We start from the raw sequence: 18,125 nt of genomic DNA on the forward strand, positions 1-18,125 counted from the left end.
TTAAATCTTTGTTAATTAAATTCCTCTTGCATTGTTTTAACTTTTTGCCCTATACCTTATATTAGCGCCACAACTCCATGAACCACTTATGAGCCAGGAAACAAAGTATACCGAAGATAATATACGGTCTTTAGACTGGAAAGAACATATTAGAATGCGTCCCGGGATGTACATTGGTAAGCTTGGGGACGGCTCCAGTGCCGATGATGGGATCTATATTCTCCTCAAAGAAGTGCTGGATAACAGTATTGATGAGTTTGTAATGGGCTCTGGGAAAACCATTGAGATATCGGTACAAAACCAAAGGGTTATAGTTCGCGATTACGGGCGTGGAATTCCGCTTGGGAAAGTAGTAGATGTAGTTTCTAAAATGAATACAGGTGGTAAATATGATTCCCGTGCTTTTAAAAAATCTGTGGGACTTAATGGAGTTGGAACAAAAGCTGTTAACGCGCTTTCTTCTTATTTTAGAGTAGAATCTTCTAGAGACGGTAAGTCTCACGCTGCTGAATTTGAGCAGGGAGAATTAAAAGACGAAGAGCATTTAGATGAAACTTCCCGTCGTCGCGGAACCAAAGTGACTTTTGTACCCGATGAGGTTATTTTCAAAAACTTTAAATTCCGAAATGAATATATAGAGAAAATGCTTAAAAATTATGTGTACCTGAATCCAGGGTTAACCATAATTTTTAACGGTGAGAAATTTTATTCAGAAAACGGACTTAAAGATCTTTTGAAAGATAGTATTCACGAAGATGAGCGATTATATGAAATTATTCATATGCGCGGAGACGATATTGAAGTAGCTTTAACCCATAGTAAAGCTCAGTACAGTGAAGAATATCACTCTTTTGTAAATGGACAAAATACTTCCCAGGGAGGAACACACCTTGCCGCTTTTAGAGAGGCAATTGTAAAAACTATTCGTGAATTCTACGGAAAAAATTACGATGCCAGCGATATTAGAAAATCTATTGTATCAGCGATAAGCATTAAAGTGATGGAACCTGTTTTCGAGAGTCAGACCAAAACAAAACTGGGTTCTACCGATATGGGAGGGGATATGCCTACTGTTCGGACTCATATTAATGATTTTCTAAAAACCCAACTGGACAATTACCTCCATAAAAATCAGGAGACAGCCGATAGGCTTCAGCGTAAAATATTACAGGCCGAAAGGGAGCGAAAAGACCTTTCAGGAATTAGAAAACTGGCAAAAGACCGGGCTAAAAAAGCCAGTTTACACAATAAAAAATTACGAGATTGCCGAATTCATCTTGGAGACAGCAAAAAAGAACGTTACCTGGAAACTACTTTGTTTATTACCGAGGGAGACTCGGCTAGTGGATCTATCACCAAATCCCGTGATGTAAATACACAAGCAGTTTTCAGTTTAAAAGGAAAACCTTTGAACAGCTATGGCTTAAGCAAAAAGATCGTTTATGAAAATGAAGAATTCAATTTGCTGCAAGCCGCGCTTAATATTGAAGAGTCTTTAGAAGATCTTAGGTATAATAATATTGTAATTGCTACTGATGCTGATGTAGATGGGATGCATATTAGGTTATTGCTAATTACGTTTTTCCTTCAGTTTTTTCCCGAATTGATCAAGGAAAATCATTTATATATTCTGCAAACTCCTTTATTCAGGGTTCGAAATAAGAAAGAGACCATTTATTGCTATAGCGAAACCGAAAGAAGAAATGCGGTAGAAAAACTCACCGGAAAAGCCGAAATCACCCGATTTAAAGGTTTAGGTGAAATCTCTCCCGATGAATTCAAGCATTTTATTGGTGACAATATTCGTTTAGATCCCGTGATGCTGGATAAAGAAAAGTCTATAGACGAAATGCTTAATTTCTATATGGGAAAAAATACGCCAGACAGGCAGGAATTCATTATTGATAACCTTAAAGTTGAACTTGATCTTATTGAAGAGTTAGGCTTATGAGGTTCAGCAATAAGAATGAAGTAAAAATAGTACCTTCTATTTACATTGTATTGGTGGCGATTTTCGTCACCAATATTTTTGTGAATATCGAGCTTATGAGTAGCGATGAACCGGTAAGGTTTAGTCATTACCTGCCAAATATTGTGGTACTTTTACTTGGTTTTTATATCCATAGAATAGGCCAGAGTTTCGACTTTGACAGCGATGGTGAAACGGTTAATCTCAAGAATAACGGGGTTTTCTTTTCAAAATTTATGGAATACCGGGTAAAGAAAGCTGAATTCCCTAAGAGAAAACTGGGGAAATTCAGGATAAGCGATTACTTTTTTTATTCCGCAGTAACAATTTATATAAGTTCCCGCCGAAGACGCGGCTACAAAAAATATACTTTTAACACTACTTTTCTCCACCGTAAAAAGAAGCGTGGCATGATAGCTTCTATGCAGAAAATAGTAGACAATCAAAAAACTACAGCTTAATGGAAGAAAACCAGGAAGAAGCTAAAGATGAACATTTAGAACAACCAAAAGAAGAGCTTATAAAGGTAACCGGTATGTACAAAGACTGGTTTCTGGATTATGCTTCTTATGTGATTCTTGAACGTGCGGTACCTGCCATGGAAGATGGTTTTAAACCGGTGCAGCGCCGTATCATGCATTCTATGAAAGATCTGGACGATGGTCGTTACAATAAAGTAGCGAATATCGTTGGGCATACCATGCAGTATCACCCGCACGGTGATGCTAGTATTGGGGATGCCATGGTGCAAATAGGCCAAAAGGATATTCTTATAGATACCCAGGGAAACTGGGGAAATATTTTAACTGGAGACCGTTCTGCGGCACCAAGGTATATTGAAGCTCGTTTATCAAAATTTGCGCTGGAAGTTCTCTTTAATCCCAAGTTAACCGAATGGCAACTTTCTTATGATGGGAGAAAGAAGGAACCGGTAAATCTTCCAGTAAAATTCCCGATGTTACTCGCGCAGGGTGCTGAAGGGATTGCAGTTGGTTTAAGTACTCGCGTACTTCCGCATAATTTTAATGAGCTTATAGATGCTTCTATAAAACATTTAAAAGGAAAAAAATTCACCATATTCCCCGATTTCCCAACCGGTGGAATTGCAGATATTTCCAATTATAACGACGGAAAACGTGGTGGCCGCGTAAGAGTGAGGGCAAAAATTAGTCAGTATGACAAAAACACCCTTGCGATTACTGAAATTCCCTACGGAACTACAACCACAACTTTAATTGATTCTATTTTAAAGGCGAACGATAAAGGAAAAATTAAAGTAAAAAAGATCGAGGATAACACCGCTGCGGAAGTGGAGATCCTTATTCATTTACCAAACAACATTTCTCCAGACAGGACTATAGATGCGCTTTACGCTTTTACTAGTTGCGAGAATTCTATCGCACCCCTGGGTTGTGTAATTATAGACAATAAACCAATTTTCCTTGGAGTTTCTGAAATATTACGAAGCTCTACAGATCATACGCTTCATTTATTGAAGAGGGAATTAGAGATTACCCTTGAGGAACTCGAAGAACAGTGGCATTTTTCATCATTAGAGCGAATTTTTATCGAAAAACGAATCTATCGCGAGATTGAAGAGGAGGAAACCTGGGATGGAGTAATCAATGCCATAGATGAAGGTTTAAAACCACATATAAAACATTTGAAGCGTGCCGTAACCCGGGATGATATCACCAGGCTTACCGAAATTAGGATTAAAAGAATTTCGAAATTTGATTTAGATAAAGCACAGCAGAAGATTGAAGCCCTGGAAGATGAGATCGCAAAAGTAAAACACCATTTAGATCATTTGGTAGATTATGCGATTGCTTATTTTACCAAACTCAAAAAAGATTACGGTCATGATAAAGATCGAAAAACAGAGCTTCGCATTTTTGATGATATTGAAGCGACCAAAGTGGTTATTAGAAATTCCAAACTTTATGTAAACCGTAAAGAAGGGTTTATTGGTACCGCGCTTAAGAAAGATGAATATGTTACCGATTGTAGCGATATAGACGATATAATTTGTTTCACTGCCGACGGGAAAATGATGGTGACCAAGGTTGATAGCAAAACCTTTGTTGGAAAAGATATCATACACGTCGCTATTTTCAAGAAAAAAGATAAGCGCACCATTTATAATATGATTTATCGTGATGGAAAGGGTGGTGCATCATACATTAAACGTTTTTCGGTAACCTCGGTTACCAGAGATAAGGAATATGACTTATCCCAAGGAAAAAAAGATTCAAAAGTACATTATTTTTCAGCAAACCCTAATGGTGAAGCAGAAGTGGTGACTATTTTCCTGCGACAGGTTGGAAGTATCAAAAAATTAAAATTTGACGTAGACTTTGCCGATATGCTTATTAAAGGCAGAAACGTAAAGGGAAATATTGTTACAAAATACGCCATAAAACGCGTAGAATTAAAAGAAGAAGGTGTTTCTACCTTAAAACCAAGGAGAATTTGGTTTGATGAAACCGTAAAAAGATTGAATGTAGATGAACGTGGGGAACTTCTTGGAGAATTTAAGGGAGAAGATAGAATTTTAATCGTAACCCAGGATGGAATTGCGAAAACTATAATTCCTGAGCTTACTACCCGTTTTGATGAAGAAATGGTGGTGTTGGAAAAATGGATGCCGAAGAAACCAATTTCAGCAATTTACTGGGAACCCGAAAAGGAGCGTTTTTATGTAAAACGTTTTTTAATTGAAAATCCGGATAGAGAAGAAAAATTTATCAGCGATCATGAGAACTCATATTTGGAACTGGTTTCTACCGATTATTATCCGCAAGCGGAAATTATTTTTTCTAAACAACGTGGAAAAGAACAGCGTCCCAACGAAGAAGTGAATATTGAAGAATTCATTTCGGTAAAAGGGATTAAGGCTCTTGGAAACCAATTAACTACCGATAAAGTAAAGCAAATAAACCCTTTAGATCCTTTGCCTTATGAAGAGGAAGAAGAGGTTCCGGCAGAAGATATAGAAGTAGTAGAGGAAGAATCTGTTTCAGATGAAAAAGCCAAACTGAATATTGTTCGAAAAAAGGAGGATTCCGGTGATTCTTCCGAAAGTCAGACTAAATTATTTGATGAGTAAATGAGTATTTTAAAAGAATTCAAGGAATTTGCCATAAAAGGAAATATGGTAGATATGGCCGTGGGGATCATCATCGGGACGGCTTTTAATTCAGTGGTCAATACTTTGGTAAAAGAAGTAGTAATGCCTCCTTTAAGCCTAATGACCGATGGTATTGAATTCGCTAATAAAAAGTGGGTACTCCGGGAAGGTGTTGCGGAAGCAGAAGGAGTAACGCTTGTGGAAGAAGTGGCCGTAGGTTACGGTGCTTTAATTGAATCTTTACTGGATTTTCTTATAATTGGCATGACGATCTTCCTGGTGATAAAATTTATGAATCGTTTTAGAAGTAAGGCCGAAAACCCTGAAGATAAGCGGGAAGTTACCCCAAAAGATATTGAGCTGCTTTCCAAAATGAATCATCTAATGGAAGAACAAAACCAGTTGCTTAAAAATAACTTTTCAAACAAAAAATAGGCTTATTTAACGCGGTCTACCTGGCCGCGTTGTTTTTTATCCTGCCCTACAATTCCGTATTCGAACGTATAACCGTCTTTATTAGTAGTAAGGATCTTGATATGGACTGGCTTTTCTTCAGCCATACTCTTAGGATTTAAATTCTTAAGAATATACTCGCAGTCATTGATCCATCTAACAGACGAGGTGTCAGATTTCCCCTGGAATTCATCAATTTCTATAGAATCATTCCTTTTAAAGGTAGAAGTAGCTAATTCGCCGTTTAAATAGGTTTTATACTCAAACGTACCGGTTTTAAAATCTGTGCAATTTCTCTCGGGTTCAAAACAACTTGTGAAAATAAAAAGGAGGCTTAATACTGCTAAAATCTTCTTCATAATGGCAATCGCTTTTAAAATGCAAAATAAACCTATTTTAACCGGACTGTCAATTTTCAAAGGCCTCAAAAGTGCCATCTTCATAAAAAATAACAATTCTTCTAATCGGTTTGCTTTTTCCCTGCTGCGGAAATGTAAATGGGACTTTATCATTCTCAGGAATGGGTTCTGTTTGAGGTGGAGCAGTAGAAACTTCATTTTTAATTTCCGGCTCAGGGGAAGGTTCTTCTGCAGGAGGGAAACTTCCTTTACCATTTAACAGCCAATATAATTCAACTTCGGGAAAAGACTTTACAACCTTCATCACAAAATCTAAACTCGGCTTATTTCTACCGGATAGAATATGCGAAATAGAAGAGCGTCCTACTTCAATCTTATCGGCGAAACCAGCAGCCGATAACTCATAAAATTCAAGGATTTTATGCAAGCGTTTAGAAAAGTCTTCGGTGTTTACCATTGTGAATTCTGTTGCGTATAACTACTATTTACAAATGTAATCAAACCTTAGATAGCCTGCAAATTACATATGTAAATGATTAAATTTATATGAATTACAACTTTAGATTTACACATATAAATGACTAAAAAACAATAATTTAATTAGTGAAAATAGTTTCGTAGGATTTATTCCATGTCAAGGGTGTATTGGGTTGAACTCTTGTTTACACTTGTAATTAACAAAGGTAAATTTACTTGTTTACAATTGTAAAATATGTATTGTTTACTTTTGTAAACATGGAAAAAACAGCATTATTTACTCAGCTTTATAAAGACTATAATTCATTTAAAAATCTGGGAATTTCCGGGAGGTATATTCGGCAAACTGATATTCAAAATTTGCTAGATAATCTGGAAGAAGAATTCACTGTAAAAAAAATCGGAGAATCGGTTCTGGGACAACCTATTCATAGTATTCAATTTGGTAACGGGTCAATTAAAATCTTTGTCTGGTCCCAAATGCATGGAAATGAATCTACCACCACCAAGGCTGTTTTTGATCTGCTTAATTATGTATCTATAAATAAGGACGATGCTTTGGTAAAGTCTTTTTTAACCAATTGCAGCTTTTGTATTATTCCTATGCTAAACCCCGATGGCGCGCAAGCTTATACTCGTGTAAATGCTAATAATGTTGATCTAAACAGGGATGCCCAAGATTTAAGTCAACCGGAAAGTAGGATTTTGCGAAAGGAATTTGAGAAATTTCAACCCGATTACTGTCTAAATCTCCACGACCAGCGTACCATATTTAGTGCCGGAAACCAGCCGGAACCCGCTGTTTTATCATTTCTAACGCCTTCTATGGATAAAGACAGGCAAATCTTCCCTTCTCGAATTAAAAGTATGCAGTTAATTGCTAATATAGCTTCAGATCTTTCAGATTTACTTCCGGGGAGAATGGGAAGGTATGACGATGCTTTTAATCTTAACTGTACAGGAGATAATTTTCAAAGCACCCAAACCCCGACCATTCTTTTTGAAGCCGGGCATTATCCGGGCGATTATAAGCGGGAGGAAACCAGGAAATATGTGTTTTTAGCCTTAATTTCGGTTTTAAAAGCTATAAGCGAAGAAAGTTTTAAGGAAATCGATTATCGTGAGTATGAGCAAATTCCTGAAAATCAAAAACTATTCAACGATATTATTTTAAGGAATGCAAAAACTGAAAATGGAGTAGTAGATATCGCTATACAATATAAAGAAGGGGTAAAAGATGGGAAATTGATGTTTTTACCGGAAATAGAAAAAATAGACCCAAAAATTACCAGGTTTGCACATAAAGAATTCTCCTGTGAGAATAAAAAAATTGAAATAAATGAAAAATCTAAGGCTATCGAAAACGTTGTAGTTAATAAAATCACTCTAAATGATATAGAATTACCTCTTAAATGTGAATAATTCTCAAAAACCTTAGCAATTATTCAAGGATTTTGTATTAATTTTGAATTTCATATAAATAAAGAAATTTAAAAAATGGCCAAGTTTAAATTAGACGAAACAGATCACCAGATTCTCGATATGTTAATTGAGAATACGAGGACTCCATTTACCGATATCGCAAAGAAACTTTTAATATCGGCCGGAACCGTACACGTAAGGGTTAAAAAAATGGAAGAAGCAGGAATTATAAAAGGTTCCTCTTTAACTCTAGATTATAAGAAACTGGGTTATGCGTTTATTGCCTACGTAGGCGTATTCCTTAAGAATACTTCACAAACCAAATTTGTATTAGAACGCATTAACGAAATTCCTTTCGTGACTGTTGCTCACGTTACTACTGGGAAATTTAATGTATTTTGTAAAATTAGAGCACGTAATACACAACACGCTAAGGAAGTAATCTTTCAATTAGACGATATTGAAGGAGTTTACAGAACAGAAACTATGATTTCTTTAGAAGAGAGCTTAAACGATAAAAAACGTTTAATGCACTCTATTTTTCAGGATATGTAAACAAGCCTAAACTTATTATAAAAACCCTTTAGGCTTCCGTGTTTAAAGGGTTTTTTTATAACTTTAAATTTAATCTTAATCAACTAAAACTAATTATGCACAGAGAACCAAAACTAGAACGTTTTAATGAGAGCGTACTTTCAAAATATCAGGTTTATAACAGTATATTTTTAACGCTGCCTTTTGACGATATTAGTAAAACAGGATCCCTGCTGCCTCTTTTTCAGGAAATTTGTGAAGCAGGCTTTAAGGAAAATAAAAATCCTTCAGAAATTATTGAAACCTTCTTTAGTAAATATCAGGATGATCCTTCAGAAGAACATCAAATCAGTTTGCTTTTCAGGTTTATTCAATATATAGAAAGACAGGTAGTGCTTTTTGATGCTATTGAAGATGCGTCCTTTCCTATAGTAAATAATATGGATGGCCGCGGAACTCTTAGAAATGTTAAAGAGGAAGCCGAAGCTAAAGAAAAAACACCTGAGTTGCGGGAATACCTGAAGCGTTTTAACGTGAGGCCAACTTTAACCGCCCACCCAACGCAGTTTTATCCGGGAGCCGTTTTAGGAATAATCACCGACTTGGATAAGGCTATTCAGAAAAATGATATTACGCTTATTAAAAAATTATTGGCTCAGCTTGGGAAAACCCCGTTTTTCAAAAAAGAGAAGCCTACACCTTACGATGAAGCCGTAAGCTTGATCTGGTATTTTGAGAATGTTTTCTACCAAAGTGTAAGTAAGATTTATAATTATATTCAGCAGAATATTTTTGATGGCGAAGATATTGGTAACCAGGTAATCAATTTAGGATTCTGGCCGGGAGGAGACCGTGATGGTAATCCATTTGTAACTACTGAAATCACCTTAAAAGTAGCGCAAAGGCTAAGAAGCACTATTTTGATGAATTATTACCGCGACATTAGAAAACTGAAAAGAAGGGTGACCTTTAGCGAAGTAGACACGATTATTACTGAAATAGAAACTCCACTATATCAAAGTGCAATTTCCAAGACAGGAAAAATTAAAATGTCACTTGAAGACTTTAAGTCTAAATTACATGAAATCAAAGAAATAGTTGAAAATAAACACCAGGGATTGTTTGTTGAAGAGATTGACGATCTTATTAACAAAGCAAATATCTTTGGGTATCATTTTGCTACTTTAGATATCCGCCAGGATTCGGGAAAACACGCTGAAGTTTTAGAGGAAATTATCAATACCCAGCCCGATTTACTTCCTAAAAACTATGCTTCTCTTTCTAATGAAGAACAAATAGAAGCGCTTACAAAAGTTGAAGGAAATATTGATCCTGAAAGTTATGAAGACGGTATCACTAAATCAACGCTTTCCTCAATATATGCAATGCAGGAAATTCAGAAGAAAAATGGGGAAAATGGCGCTAATAGATACATAATTAGTCATAGTGAAGTACCACAAAGTATTTTGGAGCCATTTGCATTTTTAAGAATGTGTGGTTGGAATAAACCTACAGTAGATATTATTCCTCTTTTTGAAACAGTACCTGATTTAAAAGCTTCTCCAGATGTAATGGAGACTTTATATAATAATCCGGTTTACCGTGAGCATTTAAAAAGTAGAGGAAACAAGCAAACTATCATGCTTGGTTTTAGCGACGGCACTAAAGATGGTGGTTATTTAATGGCCAACTGGAGTATCTATAAAGCCAAAGAAATGCTAACTGAGGTTTCCAGGAGATATGACATAAAAGTTGTATTCTTTGATGGTAGAGGAGGGCCACCGGCTCGTGGTGGTGGAAAAACTCACCAATTTTATGCCTCTTTAGGTTCCGGAATTGAAAATGAAGAAATCCAGTTAACCGTGCAGGGACAAACCATTAGTTCTAATTTTGGAACTCGTGATTCTTGTAGGTATAACCTGGAACAATTACTTAGTTCCGGTGTTTCTAACGAGATATTTAGCAAAGGAAAAAATCAGTTGACAGATGAAGATCGCGAAACAATGACGCGTCTTGCTGAAATAAGCTACGAAACATATACTAACTTCAAACAGCACGAAAAGTTCATTCCGTATTTGGAAAAAATGAGTACTTTAAAATATTACTCAAAAACAAATATTGGAAGTAGACCATCTAAAAGAAATAAGGATGCGAAACTTAATCTAAACGATTTAAGGGCGATTCCATTTGTGGGAAGCTGGAGCCAGTTAAAACAAAATGTTCCCGGATTCTTTGGAGTGGGTACCGCTTTAGAGAAGTTCGAGAAAGCCGGTGAGTTTGACAAAGTTCAGCAACTTTATAATAATTCGGTATTCTTTAAAACTTTATTAGAGAATTCTATGATGAGCCTTACCAAGTCCTTCTTCGCGCTAACTGCGTATATGGAACAGGATAAGGAATTTGGTGAATTCTGGAAGATTATTTATGCCGAATATAAACGTAGCCATGATATGCTTTTAAAAGTAACCGGTTACGATGCGCTTATGGAAAATCAGCCGGCTGGAAGAGCGTCAATTCAGGCACGAGAGCGAATTGTATTACCATTGTTAACCATTCAACAACACGCGCTTAGAAAAGTTCAGGAACTTCAGGCACAAGGAGAGAGTGCCGAGAAAATGCTGGAAGTTTACGAGAAAATGGTAACGCGTTCCCTTTACGGAAATATTAACGCAAGTAGAAATTCTGCTTAAAATGATAGCAAATAATCTAAATTCTAACGAGTACAATGCGTACTACGACAGATATTTACAGAAAATCCCCGGCAATTTAGAGCTGGGGATTTTACTTCTTGAAAACAGGGAAGAGTTCCTGAGATTGTTGGATAAGATGAAACCGGAAGACCTTAGCTACAGTTATGCTGAAGGTAAATGGACTATAGTCGAAGTAATTCAGCACCTTATAGATGTAGAACGTATTTTTCAGTATAGATCACTTACCCTGGCGAGAGAACCGGGAATTAAACTACCGGGTTTTGATCATGATACGTACGTTCCTGCCAGCGCTGCTAAAATCCGAACTTTAAAAAGTCTTAAAAAGGAATTTAAAGCAGTAAGAAATGCCGGGATTTTCCTTTATCAGAGTTTTTCAAAAGAAATGTTGGAAAGCGAGGGATTTATAAGTGGCAGTTCTACCAGTTGCAGGGCATTAGGTTTTATAACCGCAGGCCATACCAAACATCATATTGAAATTTTTAAAGAGAAATACCAGATTTAATGGAATTCCTCAAAACCACCTGGTCCCTTTTTAAACAAGCCTATATTAGCTGGAATAGGAACGAACCCTATGCGCGCAGCGCTACTATTGCTTATTATGCCTTGTTTTCTTTACCATCTTTGTTAATCATTGTGGTAACCATTGCAGGTTACTTCTTTGAACAGGAAGCTGTGCAGGGAAGGTTAACTTCAGAAATCAGTGGTTTTGTTGGACAGGAGCCTGCAGATGCTATAGAAAAAATGATTGCCAGCGCGGCACTCGCTACAGAATCTACCTGGGCCATTATCTTTGGTATAGGAATGTTGCTTTTTGGTGCTACCGGGGTGTTTTTTCAGCTTAAAATGGCAATGAATAATATTTGGAATGTAGCGGCCAAACAAACCGATTTCCTTAGAATTTTATTAGACCGACTTATTTCCTTCGGAATGGTAATGGTCATTGGTCTTTTACTTTTATTATCCCTGGTAATTTCCGCTTTAATCACCATTTTAAAAGATGAAATAAAGCAATACGCCCCTAATGTAACTGAATTTATGGTAGAGGTTGCCAATGCGGGGATTTCCTTTCTGGTTATAACCACCTTATTTGCAGCTATATTTAAGTTACTTCCAGATATTAAATTACGCTGGAGAATTACTTATCTGGGAGCCGCGGTAACAACTGTTTTATTTCTAATAGGTGAAGCATTGATTAGTTTTTACTTTGGAAAAAGTGAACCGGCATCGGTTTATGGTGGAGCATCTTCGGTAGTGTTAATTCTACTATGGGTTTATTATACCTGCCTTATTTTATTTTTTGGAGCCGAATTTACCGTTCAATATGCCTTACTCAAAAATGAAAGGGTAGTACCCAATAAATATGGAGAACCGGCGATTTACCAGGAACTGGAAAAATTGCAACAAAAGCGTACCCAATTAGAGGAAGAAAAGGAAATTATAGATACGCTTAAAAATAATATGAACTGGGAGAAAAACCGGGAAAGCGGGCAGAAGACAAAGAATAAAAAATAACCTCATTTTAAATAGTTTTAAGAGAATTAATAAAGTTTAACTTTAACCGGGTTTCCTTTTATAAAGACCTTAGCACAGTCTTCCTTAAACATATTTTATCTTTGAATGAACCAAAAAAGAAGATAAAATTATGGAAAAGAGAATAGCAATTTTAGCTACAAATGGTTTTGAAAAAAGTGAACTATTTTCACCAAAAGAAGCCATGGAAAGTGAAGGCTTTAAAGTAGATATTATAAGCCTTGAAAAAGGAAAAATAAAAGGCTGGGAAGGAACTGACTGGTCTGGAGAAATTGATGTTGATTACATTGTAAAAGATGTAAGTGCAAAAGATTATAATGCTTTGGTACTTCCCGGCGGAGTAATTAATCCCGATCAATTAAGAAGACACGACGAAGTTTTAGTATTTGTACGGGATTTCTTTAAACAGAAAAAACCTGTTGGTGCAATTTGCCACGCAGCCTGGACACTAATTAATGCGGAAGTTGTAGAAGGTCGAACAATGACTTCTTTCAACTCTATTAAGAAAGACCTGGAAAATGCGGGAGCACTTTGGGTAGATAAGGAAGTAGTTGTAGATGAAGCTTTTGTAACTTCAAGAAACCCTGACGATCTACCGGCGTTTAACGCTAAAATGATCGAAGAGATTAGAGAAGGTAAGCACGATTTACAACACGCTTAATTCTTAATTAGAGATATTAGAATTAAAAAAGCCTGTCCGTAATAATCCCGACAGGCTTTTTTAATATTTATATTTCAGTATTTATGCTTTCTGAAGTTCTGCAGCTACGGCATCAACTTTATCCATAACCCTAAGCAAGTTTTCTCCCCAAAGTTTAGCGATCTCTTCTTCGGTATAACCGCGTTTTACCAATTCTTTGGTGATATTTAAGGTTTCAGAAGCATCCTGCCAGCCGTCAATTCCGCCACCACCGTCAAAATCTGAACTAATTCCAACGTGCTCAATTCCAATTAAATCTACCATATAATCTATATGGTCTACAAAATCTGAAACTCCTACGGGTTCAATTTCTTCTTTTAGTAATTCAACTTCAGGCGCAGCCGCAGATCTTACTTTTTGAAAATCGGCATAATAAGCATTTCTATCTTCATTGCTTAACGCTCTTACAGAATCCCGTGGTAAAACCTCAAAACTCATTTCTTTAGCTTTTTTCTCGTAAACTTTAGAGCTCGCCTCATTAAACGCCTGGGTTTTTTCGGTATTTACATACGCGCTGAATGCAACGGTTTGTACAACCCCGCCGTGTTCTTTGAACAGCAATAAAAGTTCATCATCTAAATTTCTACTATGATTGCAAAGTTCGCGAGCAGAAGAGTGGGAAGCGATAAGCGGTGCTTTGGAAATCTCAAACATTTGTTTTATAGCTTCTTTAGAAGGATGCGAAACATCTATCATCATTCCCAGTCGGTTCATTTCAGCGATTACTTCTTTTCCTAAATCGCTAAGGCCGTTGTGAAGCCATTCATCATTTTTCTCGCCGGTGTTAGAATCGCTTAACTGGCTATGGCCCTGGTGAGAAAGCGACATATACCTCGCGCCAAGATCATAGAACTTCTCAACGTTCTCAATATCCTTTCCGATAGAATATCCATTTTCAACACCGATCATAGCTACTTTTTTTCCTTCAGAGGTTAACTTTCTTACTTCTTCAGAATTTGTAGCTAATCCTATTTGGTCCGGTGCGAAATTTTTTACCAGTTTATGAATAGCATCAAACTTGCTAATTGCGTTTTCGTATGCATTTTTAAAACCTTCATCAGTAAGTTCGTCCTGACCGGTATAAACAATAAACCAGGCAACATCGAGTCCGCCAGCTTCCATTTTGGGTAACGTTACCTGGTTTTCCAGGTCCATGGTATAATTTCTTTCTTCAGTGAAATTATTAATATTAATATCGGCGTGGGTATCTATGGTAATGACATTCTCATGAATTTCTTTGGCTTTTTCAAGTAAAGCTTCATCGCTGTTTTGTTGGGCAAGTACCAGATTTCCCGTAAAAATTAGCGCAAGGCTAAGAAGATTTAATTTCATATATATTGTATTTCATTTTATTGAAGCCCTGAAATTACTAATAAATATTAAAGAAATAAATAGAATGCCTTATTTTGATAAAAATCATTAAAAGCGTATTTAATTTTCTCCTACATTTGATAGAATTTTCAACTACTCAATGAATAAATATATAATAGTAAACCACCCTGAAAAGTGGAAGTTAAAACTGGCTAATGTAGAGATAATTTCTGCCCAGGCTTATCTCACAAATCCCGACTTTGCAAAGATTAAAAACGCAAGGATTTTCAACCTTTGCAAAGATTATTCTTATCAGTCAAAAGGTTACTACGTGTCGCTTTTAGCTGAAGCCCGGGGGCATTTAGCAATTCCTACGGTTAAAAATATTGTGGATTTACGCGAACCGAAACTTGTAAAAATAGTTTCCGAAGAGTTTGACGATTTAATGCAAACCAGCTTAAAAAGCATAAAATCACAGGAATTCACCCTTAGTATCTATTTTGGGCAAAACGTAGCGCAGAAATATAAGGAGTTGAGTGCAATGTTTCACCGGCATTTTCAAATTCCGTTTCTTCGGGTAAAATTTAATTATACCACCAGGTGGAACATTAAAAGCATTAAAGCAATTTCTGAGGCCGAAATTCCCGACGATCACTTAGAAAGTATGTACGAATTTGCGGCGCAGTATTTTGCCAAAAAACGTTACGACACACCTCGCACAAATACTGCGGAATATGATCTGGCAATTTTAGTACAACCCGATGATCCCGCACCGCCAAGTAATGCCAAAGCATTAAAGAAATTCGTGGAAATTGCTGAAAAAATGGATTTCTATGTAGAAATAGTTTCTCCTAAAGATCTTTCGCGTTTATCTGCTTTTGATGCCTTGTTTATTCGGCAGAGTACCGAAGTAAATAATGAGGCTTATGCTTTTGCACGAAAAGCCCAGCAGGAAGGGATTGCGATTATAGATTATCCAGATGCTATTCTGAAATGTTGTAATAAAGTTTATATGGCTGAGGCTTTGGAAAATGCTAATATTCCAACTCCGAAAACTGTAATAATTCATAAAGAAAATAAAGACAAAGTACTTGAACTTACCGGACTTCCGGTGGTTTTAAAATCTCCCGATTCTACGTTTTCTTTCGGTGTAAAGAAAGCAACTACGCCCGTCGAATACCAGGAATTGGTAACAATGATGCTGAAAAAATCGGAATTAGTGATTGCCCAGGAATTTTCACCTTCAGAATACGATTGGCGAATAGGAATTCTGGATAATAAACCTTTTTATGCCTGCCGATATTATATGGCCAAGGACCATTGGCAAATCTATAACTGGGATGCCAAGGAAAAAGACGATCAGGATGGAAATGCTGATTGTTTGCCTATAGAGAAAGTACCGAAAAAAATATTGGAAGCTGCCTTAAAATCGGCTAAATTAATGGGAAAGGGACTTTATGGAATTGATGTTAAAGAAGTAGGAGGTAAGGCTTTGGTTATTGAAATTAATGATAATCCAAACATCGATTTTGGAGTGGAAGATGCCTATTATGGCGATCAGGTTTATGTAGAGATTTTATCGGCATTAAAAAACCGACTGGTAAAGAAATAATTTATGAAGTATCATCTTTTTGAAGTTTTTGGAATTGAATTGGAATATATGTTTATTGATGCGTCCAGTTTTAAGGTGAATCCAATTGTTGATCAGCTTTTTATTAGTAAAAATGGGGAAATCACCTCAGATATAGAAAATGGAGAAATTGAATGGAGCAACGAATTGGTTGCCCACGTTGTAGAATTAAAAACCAACGGTCCCACCGGAGATTTGGACAGTTTAGACCTTCTTTTTGCTAAAAATATTAAGGAGGTTAATAGTTTACTGAAAGAGAAAAACACCAGGCTTTTACCTTCGGCCGCACATCCTTTAATGAAGCCCGCTACTGAAACTGAATTGTGGAAACACAGCTCCAGTAAAATTTACGCACTTTATAACAGGATCTTTGATTGCAGCGGACACGGCTGGAGCAATGTACAAAGTATGCATATAAATCTTCCGTTTTTTGATGATGCTGAATTTGAAAAATTACACGCAGCGGTGCGCTTGCTATTGCCCATAATTCCTGCTTTAAGCGCGAGTTCTCCTATTTTAGAAGGGAAGGATACTGGTTTTAAGGATACCAGGATGCAGGTTTATAAAACCAACCAAAAGGAAATTCCGGAGATGACTGGAAAAGTTATTCCGGAACAGGTTTTTTCTAAAGACGATTATTACAAAACGATTTTTGAACCGATAAATAACAAAATCAAGCCGCACGATACTGAAAATATTCTGGATCATCATTTTTTAAATTCCCGTGGTGCTATTGCAAGATTTGATCGAAATGCCATTGAAATTCGCGTTATTGACGTTCAGGAATGTCCTAAAGCCGATATGGCAATTGCGATTTTTATTATTGAATGTTTAAAATTGCTGGTTAGTGAAGATTTAATTGCTATTGATGAGCAAAAAAAATGGCACGAAAACGAACTTTTTGAAATATTTGATGCCGTAATTAAGGATGCTGAAAATACTAAAATTAATAACAAGGAATATCTTAAGATCTTCGGACTTTCACAAGCTATAGAAATTAAGGAAATCTGGCGTATTTTATTTTCAAAAGTAAAAAGGAATATTGCAGAAAAACACCAGGAAAGCATTAAATTCTTATTGAATAACGGAAGTCTTTCTACCCGCATTTTGAAATCTCTAAATGATGACTTTTCAGAAGGGAATATTCAAAAAACCTATTTTAAATTAGCCGATTGCCTTGAAGAAAATAAATTCTTTAAGCTGTGAAACTGGTCTTAACCTGCGAACACGCTTTTAATACAATTCCGGAGGAATACAAAGAGTTATTCTCTGATGCTGAGGAAATTCTCAATTCACATCGAGGCTACGATCCCGGCTCTCTGGATTTGTTTCGGGAATTAGAAGTTTTAGCAGATTTTAATCAGGTTCAGGAAAATGGTAGATTATTAGTTGAAGTAAACAGATCAATTGGTCATCCAAATTTATTTTCAGAGTTTACTAAAATTTTATCCCGGTCGCAGAAAACAGAAGTTTTAAACCAATACTATTTTCCTTATCGGAATTCTGTAGAAACTAATATTTCAGCATTTATTGAGAAAGGGGAGAAGGTGTTGCATTTTTCGGTACATACTTTTATCCCGGGATTAAACGGAATAGTAAGAAATACCGATATCGGATTACTTTATGATCCTGCGAAATCTGGGGAAAAGGAATTCAGTAAAAATTTCAAGCGAAAATTAAAAAAAGAAAACCCTCATCTAAAAATCAGGTTTAACTATCCCTATTTTGGAAAGGCAGATGGTTTTACTACGTATTTACGTAAAAAATTTCCTGAAAATTATTTGGGAATTGAGTTAGAAATAAATCAAAAATTTGTGTCAAAAAACCAAATGGATCATCGAATTAAAAATGCAGTGGTTTTCGCATTGAAAGGTTCATTAAAATAAAGAAAGCCACGAA

Annotated in this window: 16 protein-coding genes; 13 read left to right on the forward strand and 3 right to left on the reverse strand. The window is 36.3% G+C overall.

The genetic code is table 11. The features are described 5' to 3' along the window. Positions 1-88: 88 nt before the first annotated feature. The 4 genes from B5X53_RS06535 to mscL are packed head-to-tail and all read left to right on the forward strand — an operon-like array spanning position 89 to position 5,534. A complete protein-coding gene (locus B5X53_RS06535) occupies positions 89-1,951 on the forward strand; it encodes a DNA topoisomerase IV subunit B (RefSeq protein WP_079712432.1) in 1,863 nt (620 codons plus the stop codon). Then, on the forward strand, positions 1,948-2,430 hold the full coding sequence (locus B5X53_RS06540; RefSeq protein ID WP_079712433.1) for a hypothetical protein: 483 nt from the start codon (positions 1,948-1,950) through the stop codon (positions 2,428-2,430). The genes B5X53_RS06535 and B5X53_RS06540 overlap by 4 nt, the downstream gene beginning before the upstream one ends. Further along, a complete protein-coding gene (locus tag B5X53_RS06545; RefSeq protein ID WP_079712434.1) occupies positions 2,430-5,078 on the forward strand; it encodes a DNA gyrase/topoisomerase IV subunit A in 2,649 nt (882 codons plus the stop codon). Before B5X53_RS06540 ends, B5X53_RS06545 begins: the two co-directional genes overlap by 1 nt. After that, entirely contained in the window at positions 5,079-5,534 is a 456-nt protein-coding gene (gene mscL, locus B5X53_RS06550; protein ID WP_079712435.1) for a large conductance mechanosensitive channel protein MscL, read from the forward strand. It begins immediately after the preceding gene. 2 nt (positions 5,535-5,536) lie between these two features. On the opposite strand, the gene B5X53_RS06555 is transcribed toward mscL, so the two are convergent. Both B5X53_RS06555 and B5X53_RS06560 read right to left on the reverse strand, forming a co-directional pair. Continuing rightward, positions 5,537-5,911 carry a DNA topoisomerase IV gene (locus tag B5X53_RS06555; protein ID WP_079712592.1) on the reverse strand — a complete coding sequence of 125 codons (375 nt, stop codon included), beginning with the start codon at positions 5,909-5,911 and terminating at the stop codon, positions 5,537-5,539. A gap of 49 nt (positions 5,912-5,960) precedes the next feature. Next, on the reverse strand, positions 5,961-6,368 hold the full coding sequence (locus tag B5X53_RS06560; protein WP_079712436.1) for a helix-turn-helix domain-containing protein: 408 nt from the start codon (positions 6,366-6,368) through the stop codon (positions 5,961-5,963). Between the two features lie 278 nt (positions 6,369-6,646). On the opposite strand from B5X53_RS06560, the gene B5X53_RS06565 reads away from it, so the two are divergent. The 6 genes from B5X53_RS06565 to B5X53_RS06590 all read left to right on the forward strand — a co-directional run bounded on the left by B5X53_RS06565 (position 6,647) and on the right by B5X53_RS06590 (position 13,246). After that, positions 6,647-7,810, forward strand: coding sequence for a M14 family zinc carboxypeptidase (locus B5X53_RS06565; RefSeq protein ID WP_079712437.1), 1,164 nt, complete (start codon positions 6,647-6,649; stop codon positions 7,808-7,810). A gap of 75 nt (positions 7,811-7,885) precedes the next feature. Beyond that, on the forward strand, positions 7,886-8,365 hold the full coding sequence (locus B5X53_RS06570) for an Lrp/AsnC family transcriptional regulator (protein ID WP_037314044.1): 480 nt from the start codon (positions 7,886-7,888) through the stop codon (positions 8,363-8,365). Between the two features lie 95 nt (positions 8,366-8,460). Beyond that, positions 8,461-11,034, forward strand: coding sequence for a phosphoenolpyruvate carboxylase (locus tag B5X53_RS06575; RefSeq protein WP_079712438.1), 2,574 nt, complete (start codon positions 8,461-8,463; stop codon positions 11,032-11,034). Between the two features lies 1 nt (position 11,035). Beyond that, positions 11,036-11,557, forward strand: coding sequence for a DinB family protein (locus B5X53_RS06580; protein ID WP_079712439.1), 522 nt, complete (start codon positions 11,036-11,038; stop codon positions 11,555-11,557). Beyond that, positions 11,557-12,567, forward strand: coding sequence for a YihY/virulence factor BrkB family protein (locus tag B5X53_RS06585; protein WP_079712440.1), 1,011 nt, complete (start codon positions 11,557-11,559; stop codon positions 12,565-12,567). Before B5X53_RS06580 ends, B5X53_RS06585 begins: the two co-directional genes overlap by 1 nt. A gap of 130 nt (positions 12,568-12,697) precedes the next feature. Continuing rightward, positions 12,698-13,246 carry a type 1 glutamine amidotransferase domain-containing protein gene (locus tag B5X53_RS06590; protein ID WP_079712441.1) on the forward strand — a complete coding sequence of 183 codons (549 nt, stop codon included), beginning with the start codon at positions 12,698-12,700 and terminating at the stop codon, positions 13,244-13,246. Positions 13,247-13,327: 81 nt separating this feature from the next. On the opposite strand, the gene B5X53_RS06595 is transcribed toward B5X53_RS06590, so the two are convergent. Further along, a complete protein-coding gene (locus tag B5X53_RS06595; RefSeq protein WP_079712442.1) occupies positions 13,328-14,617 on the reverse strand; it encodes a dipeptidase in 1,290 nt (429 codons plus the stop codon). Between the two features lie 139 nt (positions 14,618-14,756). Between B5X53_RS06595 and B5X53_RS06600 the strand changes: the two genes are divergently transcribed. The 3 genes from B5X53_RS06600 to B5X53_RS06610 are packed head-to-tail and all read left to right on the forward strand — an operon-like array spanning position 14,757 to position 18,112. After that, positions 14,757-16,208 carry a RimK family protein gene (locus tag B5X53_RS06600; RefSeq protein ID WP_079712443.1) on the forward strand — a complete coding sequence of 484 codons (1,452 nt, stop codon included), beginning with the start codon at positions 14,757-14,759 and terminating at the stop codon, positions 16,206-16,208. A 3-nt stretch (positions 16,209-16,211) separates the two neighbouring features. Continuing rightward, positions 16,212-17,432, forward strand: coding sequence for a carboxylate-amine ligase (locus B5X53_RS06605; RefSeq protein WP_079712444.1), 1,221 nt, complete (start codon positions 16,212-16,214; stop codon positions 17,430-17,432). After that, on the forward strand, positions 17,429-18,112 hold the full coding sequence (locus tag B5X53_RS06610) for an N-formylglutamate amidohydrolase (protein WP_079712445.1): 684 nt from the start codon (positions 17,429-17,431) through the stop codon (positions 18,110-18,112). The genes B5X53_RS06605 and B5X53_RS06610 overlap by 4 nt, the downstream gene beginning before the upstream one ends. The last annotated feature ends 13 nt before the right edge of the window (positions 18,113-18,125 follow it).

The sequence above is a fragment of the Salegentibacter salinarum genome (assembly GCF_900168115.1).
Lineage (GTDB): Bacteria > Bacteroidota > Bacteroidia > Flavobacteriales > Flavobacteriaceae > Salegentibacter > Salegentibacter salinarum.

What these genes read in the sequence shown, in the direction of transcription:
- B5X53_RS06535 (WP_079712432.1), top strand. Translation starts at nt 89, where the DNA reads ATGAGCCAGGAAACAAAGTATACCGAAGATAATATACGGTCTTTAGAC.
- B5X53_RS06540 (WP_079712433.1), top strand. Translation starts at nt 1,948, where the DNA reads ATGAGGTTCAGCAATAAGAATGAAGTAAAAATAGTACCTTCTATTTAC.
- B5X53_RS06545 (WP_079712434.1), top strand. Translation starts at nt 2,430, where the DNA reads ATGGAAGAAAACCAGGAAGAAGCTAAAGATGAACATTTAGAACAACCA.
- mscL (WP_079712435.1), top strand. Translation starts at nt 5,079, where the DNA reads ATGAGTATTTTAAAAGAATTCAAGGAATTTGCCATAAAAGGAAATATG.
- B5X53_RS06555 (WP_079712592.1), bottom strand. Translation starts at nt 5,911, where the DNA reads ATGAAGAAGATTTTAGCAGTATTAAGCCTCCTTTTTATTTTCACAAGT.
- B5X53_RS06560 (WP_079712436.1), bottom strand. Translation starts at nt 6,368, where the DNA reads ATGGTAAACACCGAAGACTTTTCTAAACGCTTGCATAAAATCCTTGAA.
- B5X53_RS06565 (WP_079712437.1), top strand. Translation starts at nt 6,647, where the DNA reads ATGGAAAAAACAGCATTATTTACTCAGCTTTATAAAGACTATAATTCA.
- B5X53_RS06570 (WP_037314044.1), top strand. Translation starts at nt 7,886, where the DNA reads ATGGCCAAGTTTAAATTAGACGAAACAGATCACCAGATTCTCGATATG.
- B5X53_RS06575 (WP_079712438.1), top strand. Translation starts at nt 8,461, where the DNA reads ATGCACAGAGAACCAAAACTAGAACGTTTTAATGAGAGCGTACTTTCA.
- B5X53_RS06580 (WP_079712439.1), top strand. Translation starts at nt 11,036, where the DNA reads ATGATAGCAAATAATCTAAATTCTAACGAGTACAATGCGTACTACGAC.
- B5X53_RS06585 (WP_079712440.1), top strand. Translation starts at nt 11,557, where the DNA reads ATGGAATTCCTCAAAACCACCTGGTCCCTTTTTAAACAAGCCTATATT.
- B5X53_RS06590 (WP_079712441.1), top strand. Translation starts at nt 12,698, where the DNA reads ATGGAAAAGAGAATAGCAATTTTAGCTACAAATGGTTTTGAAAAAAGT.
- B5X53_RS06595 (WP_079712442.1), bottom strand. Translation starts at nt 14,617, where the DNA reads ATGAAATTAAATCTTCTTAGCCTTGCGCTAATTTTTACGGGAAATCTG.
- B5X53_RS06600 (WP_079712443.1), top strand. Translation starts at nt 14,757, where the DNA reads ATGAATAAATATATAATAGTAAACCACCCTGAAAAGTGGAAGTTAAAA.
- B5X53_RS06605 (WP_079712444.1), top strand. Translation starts at nt 16,212, where the DNA reads ATGAAGTATCATCTTTTTGAAGTTTTTGGAATTGAATTGGAATATATG.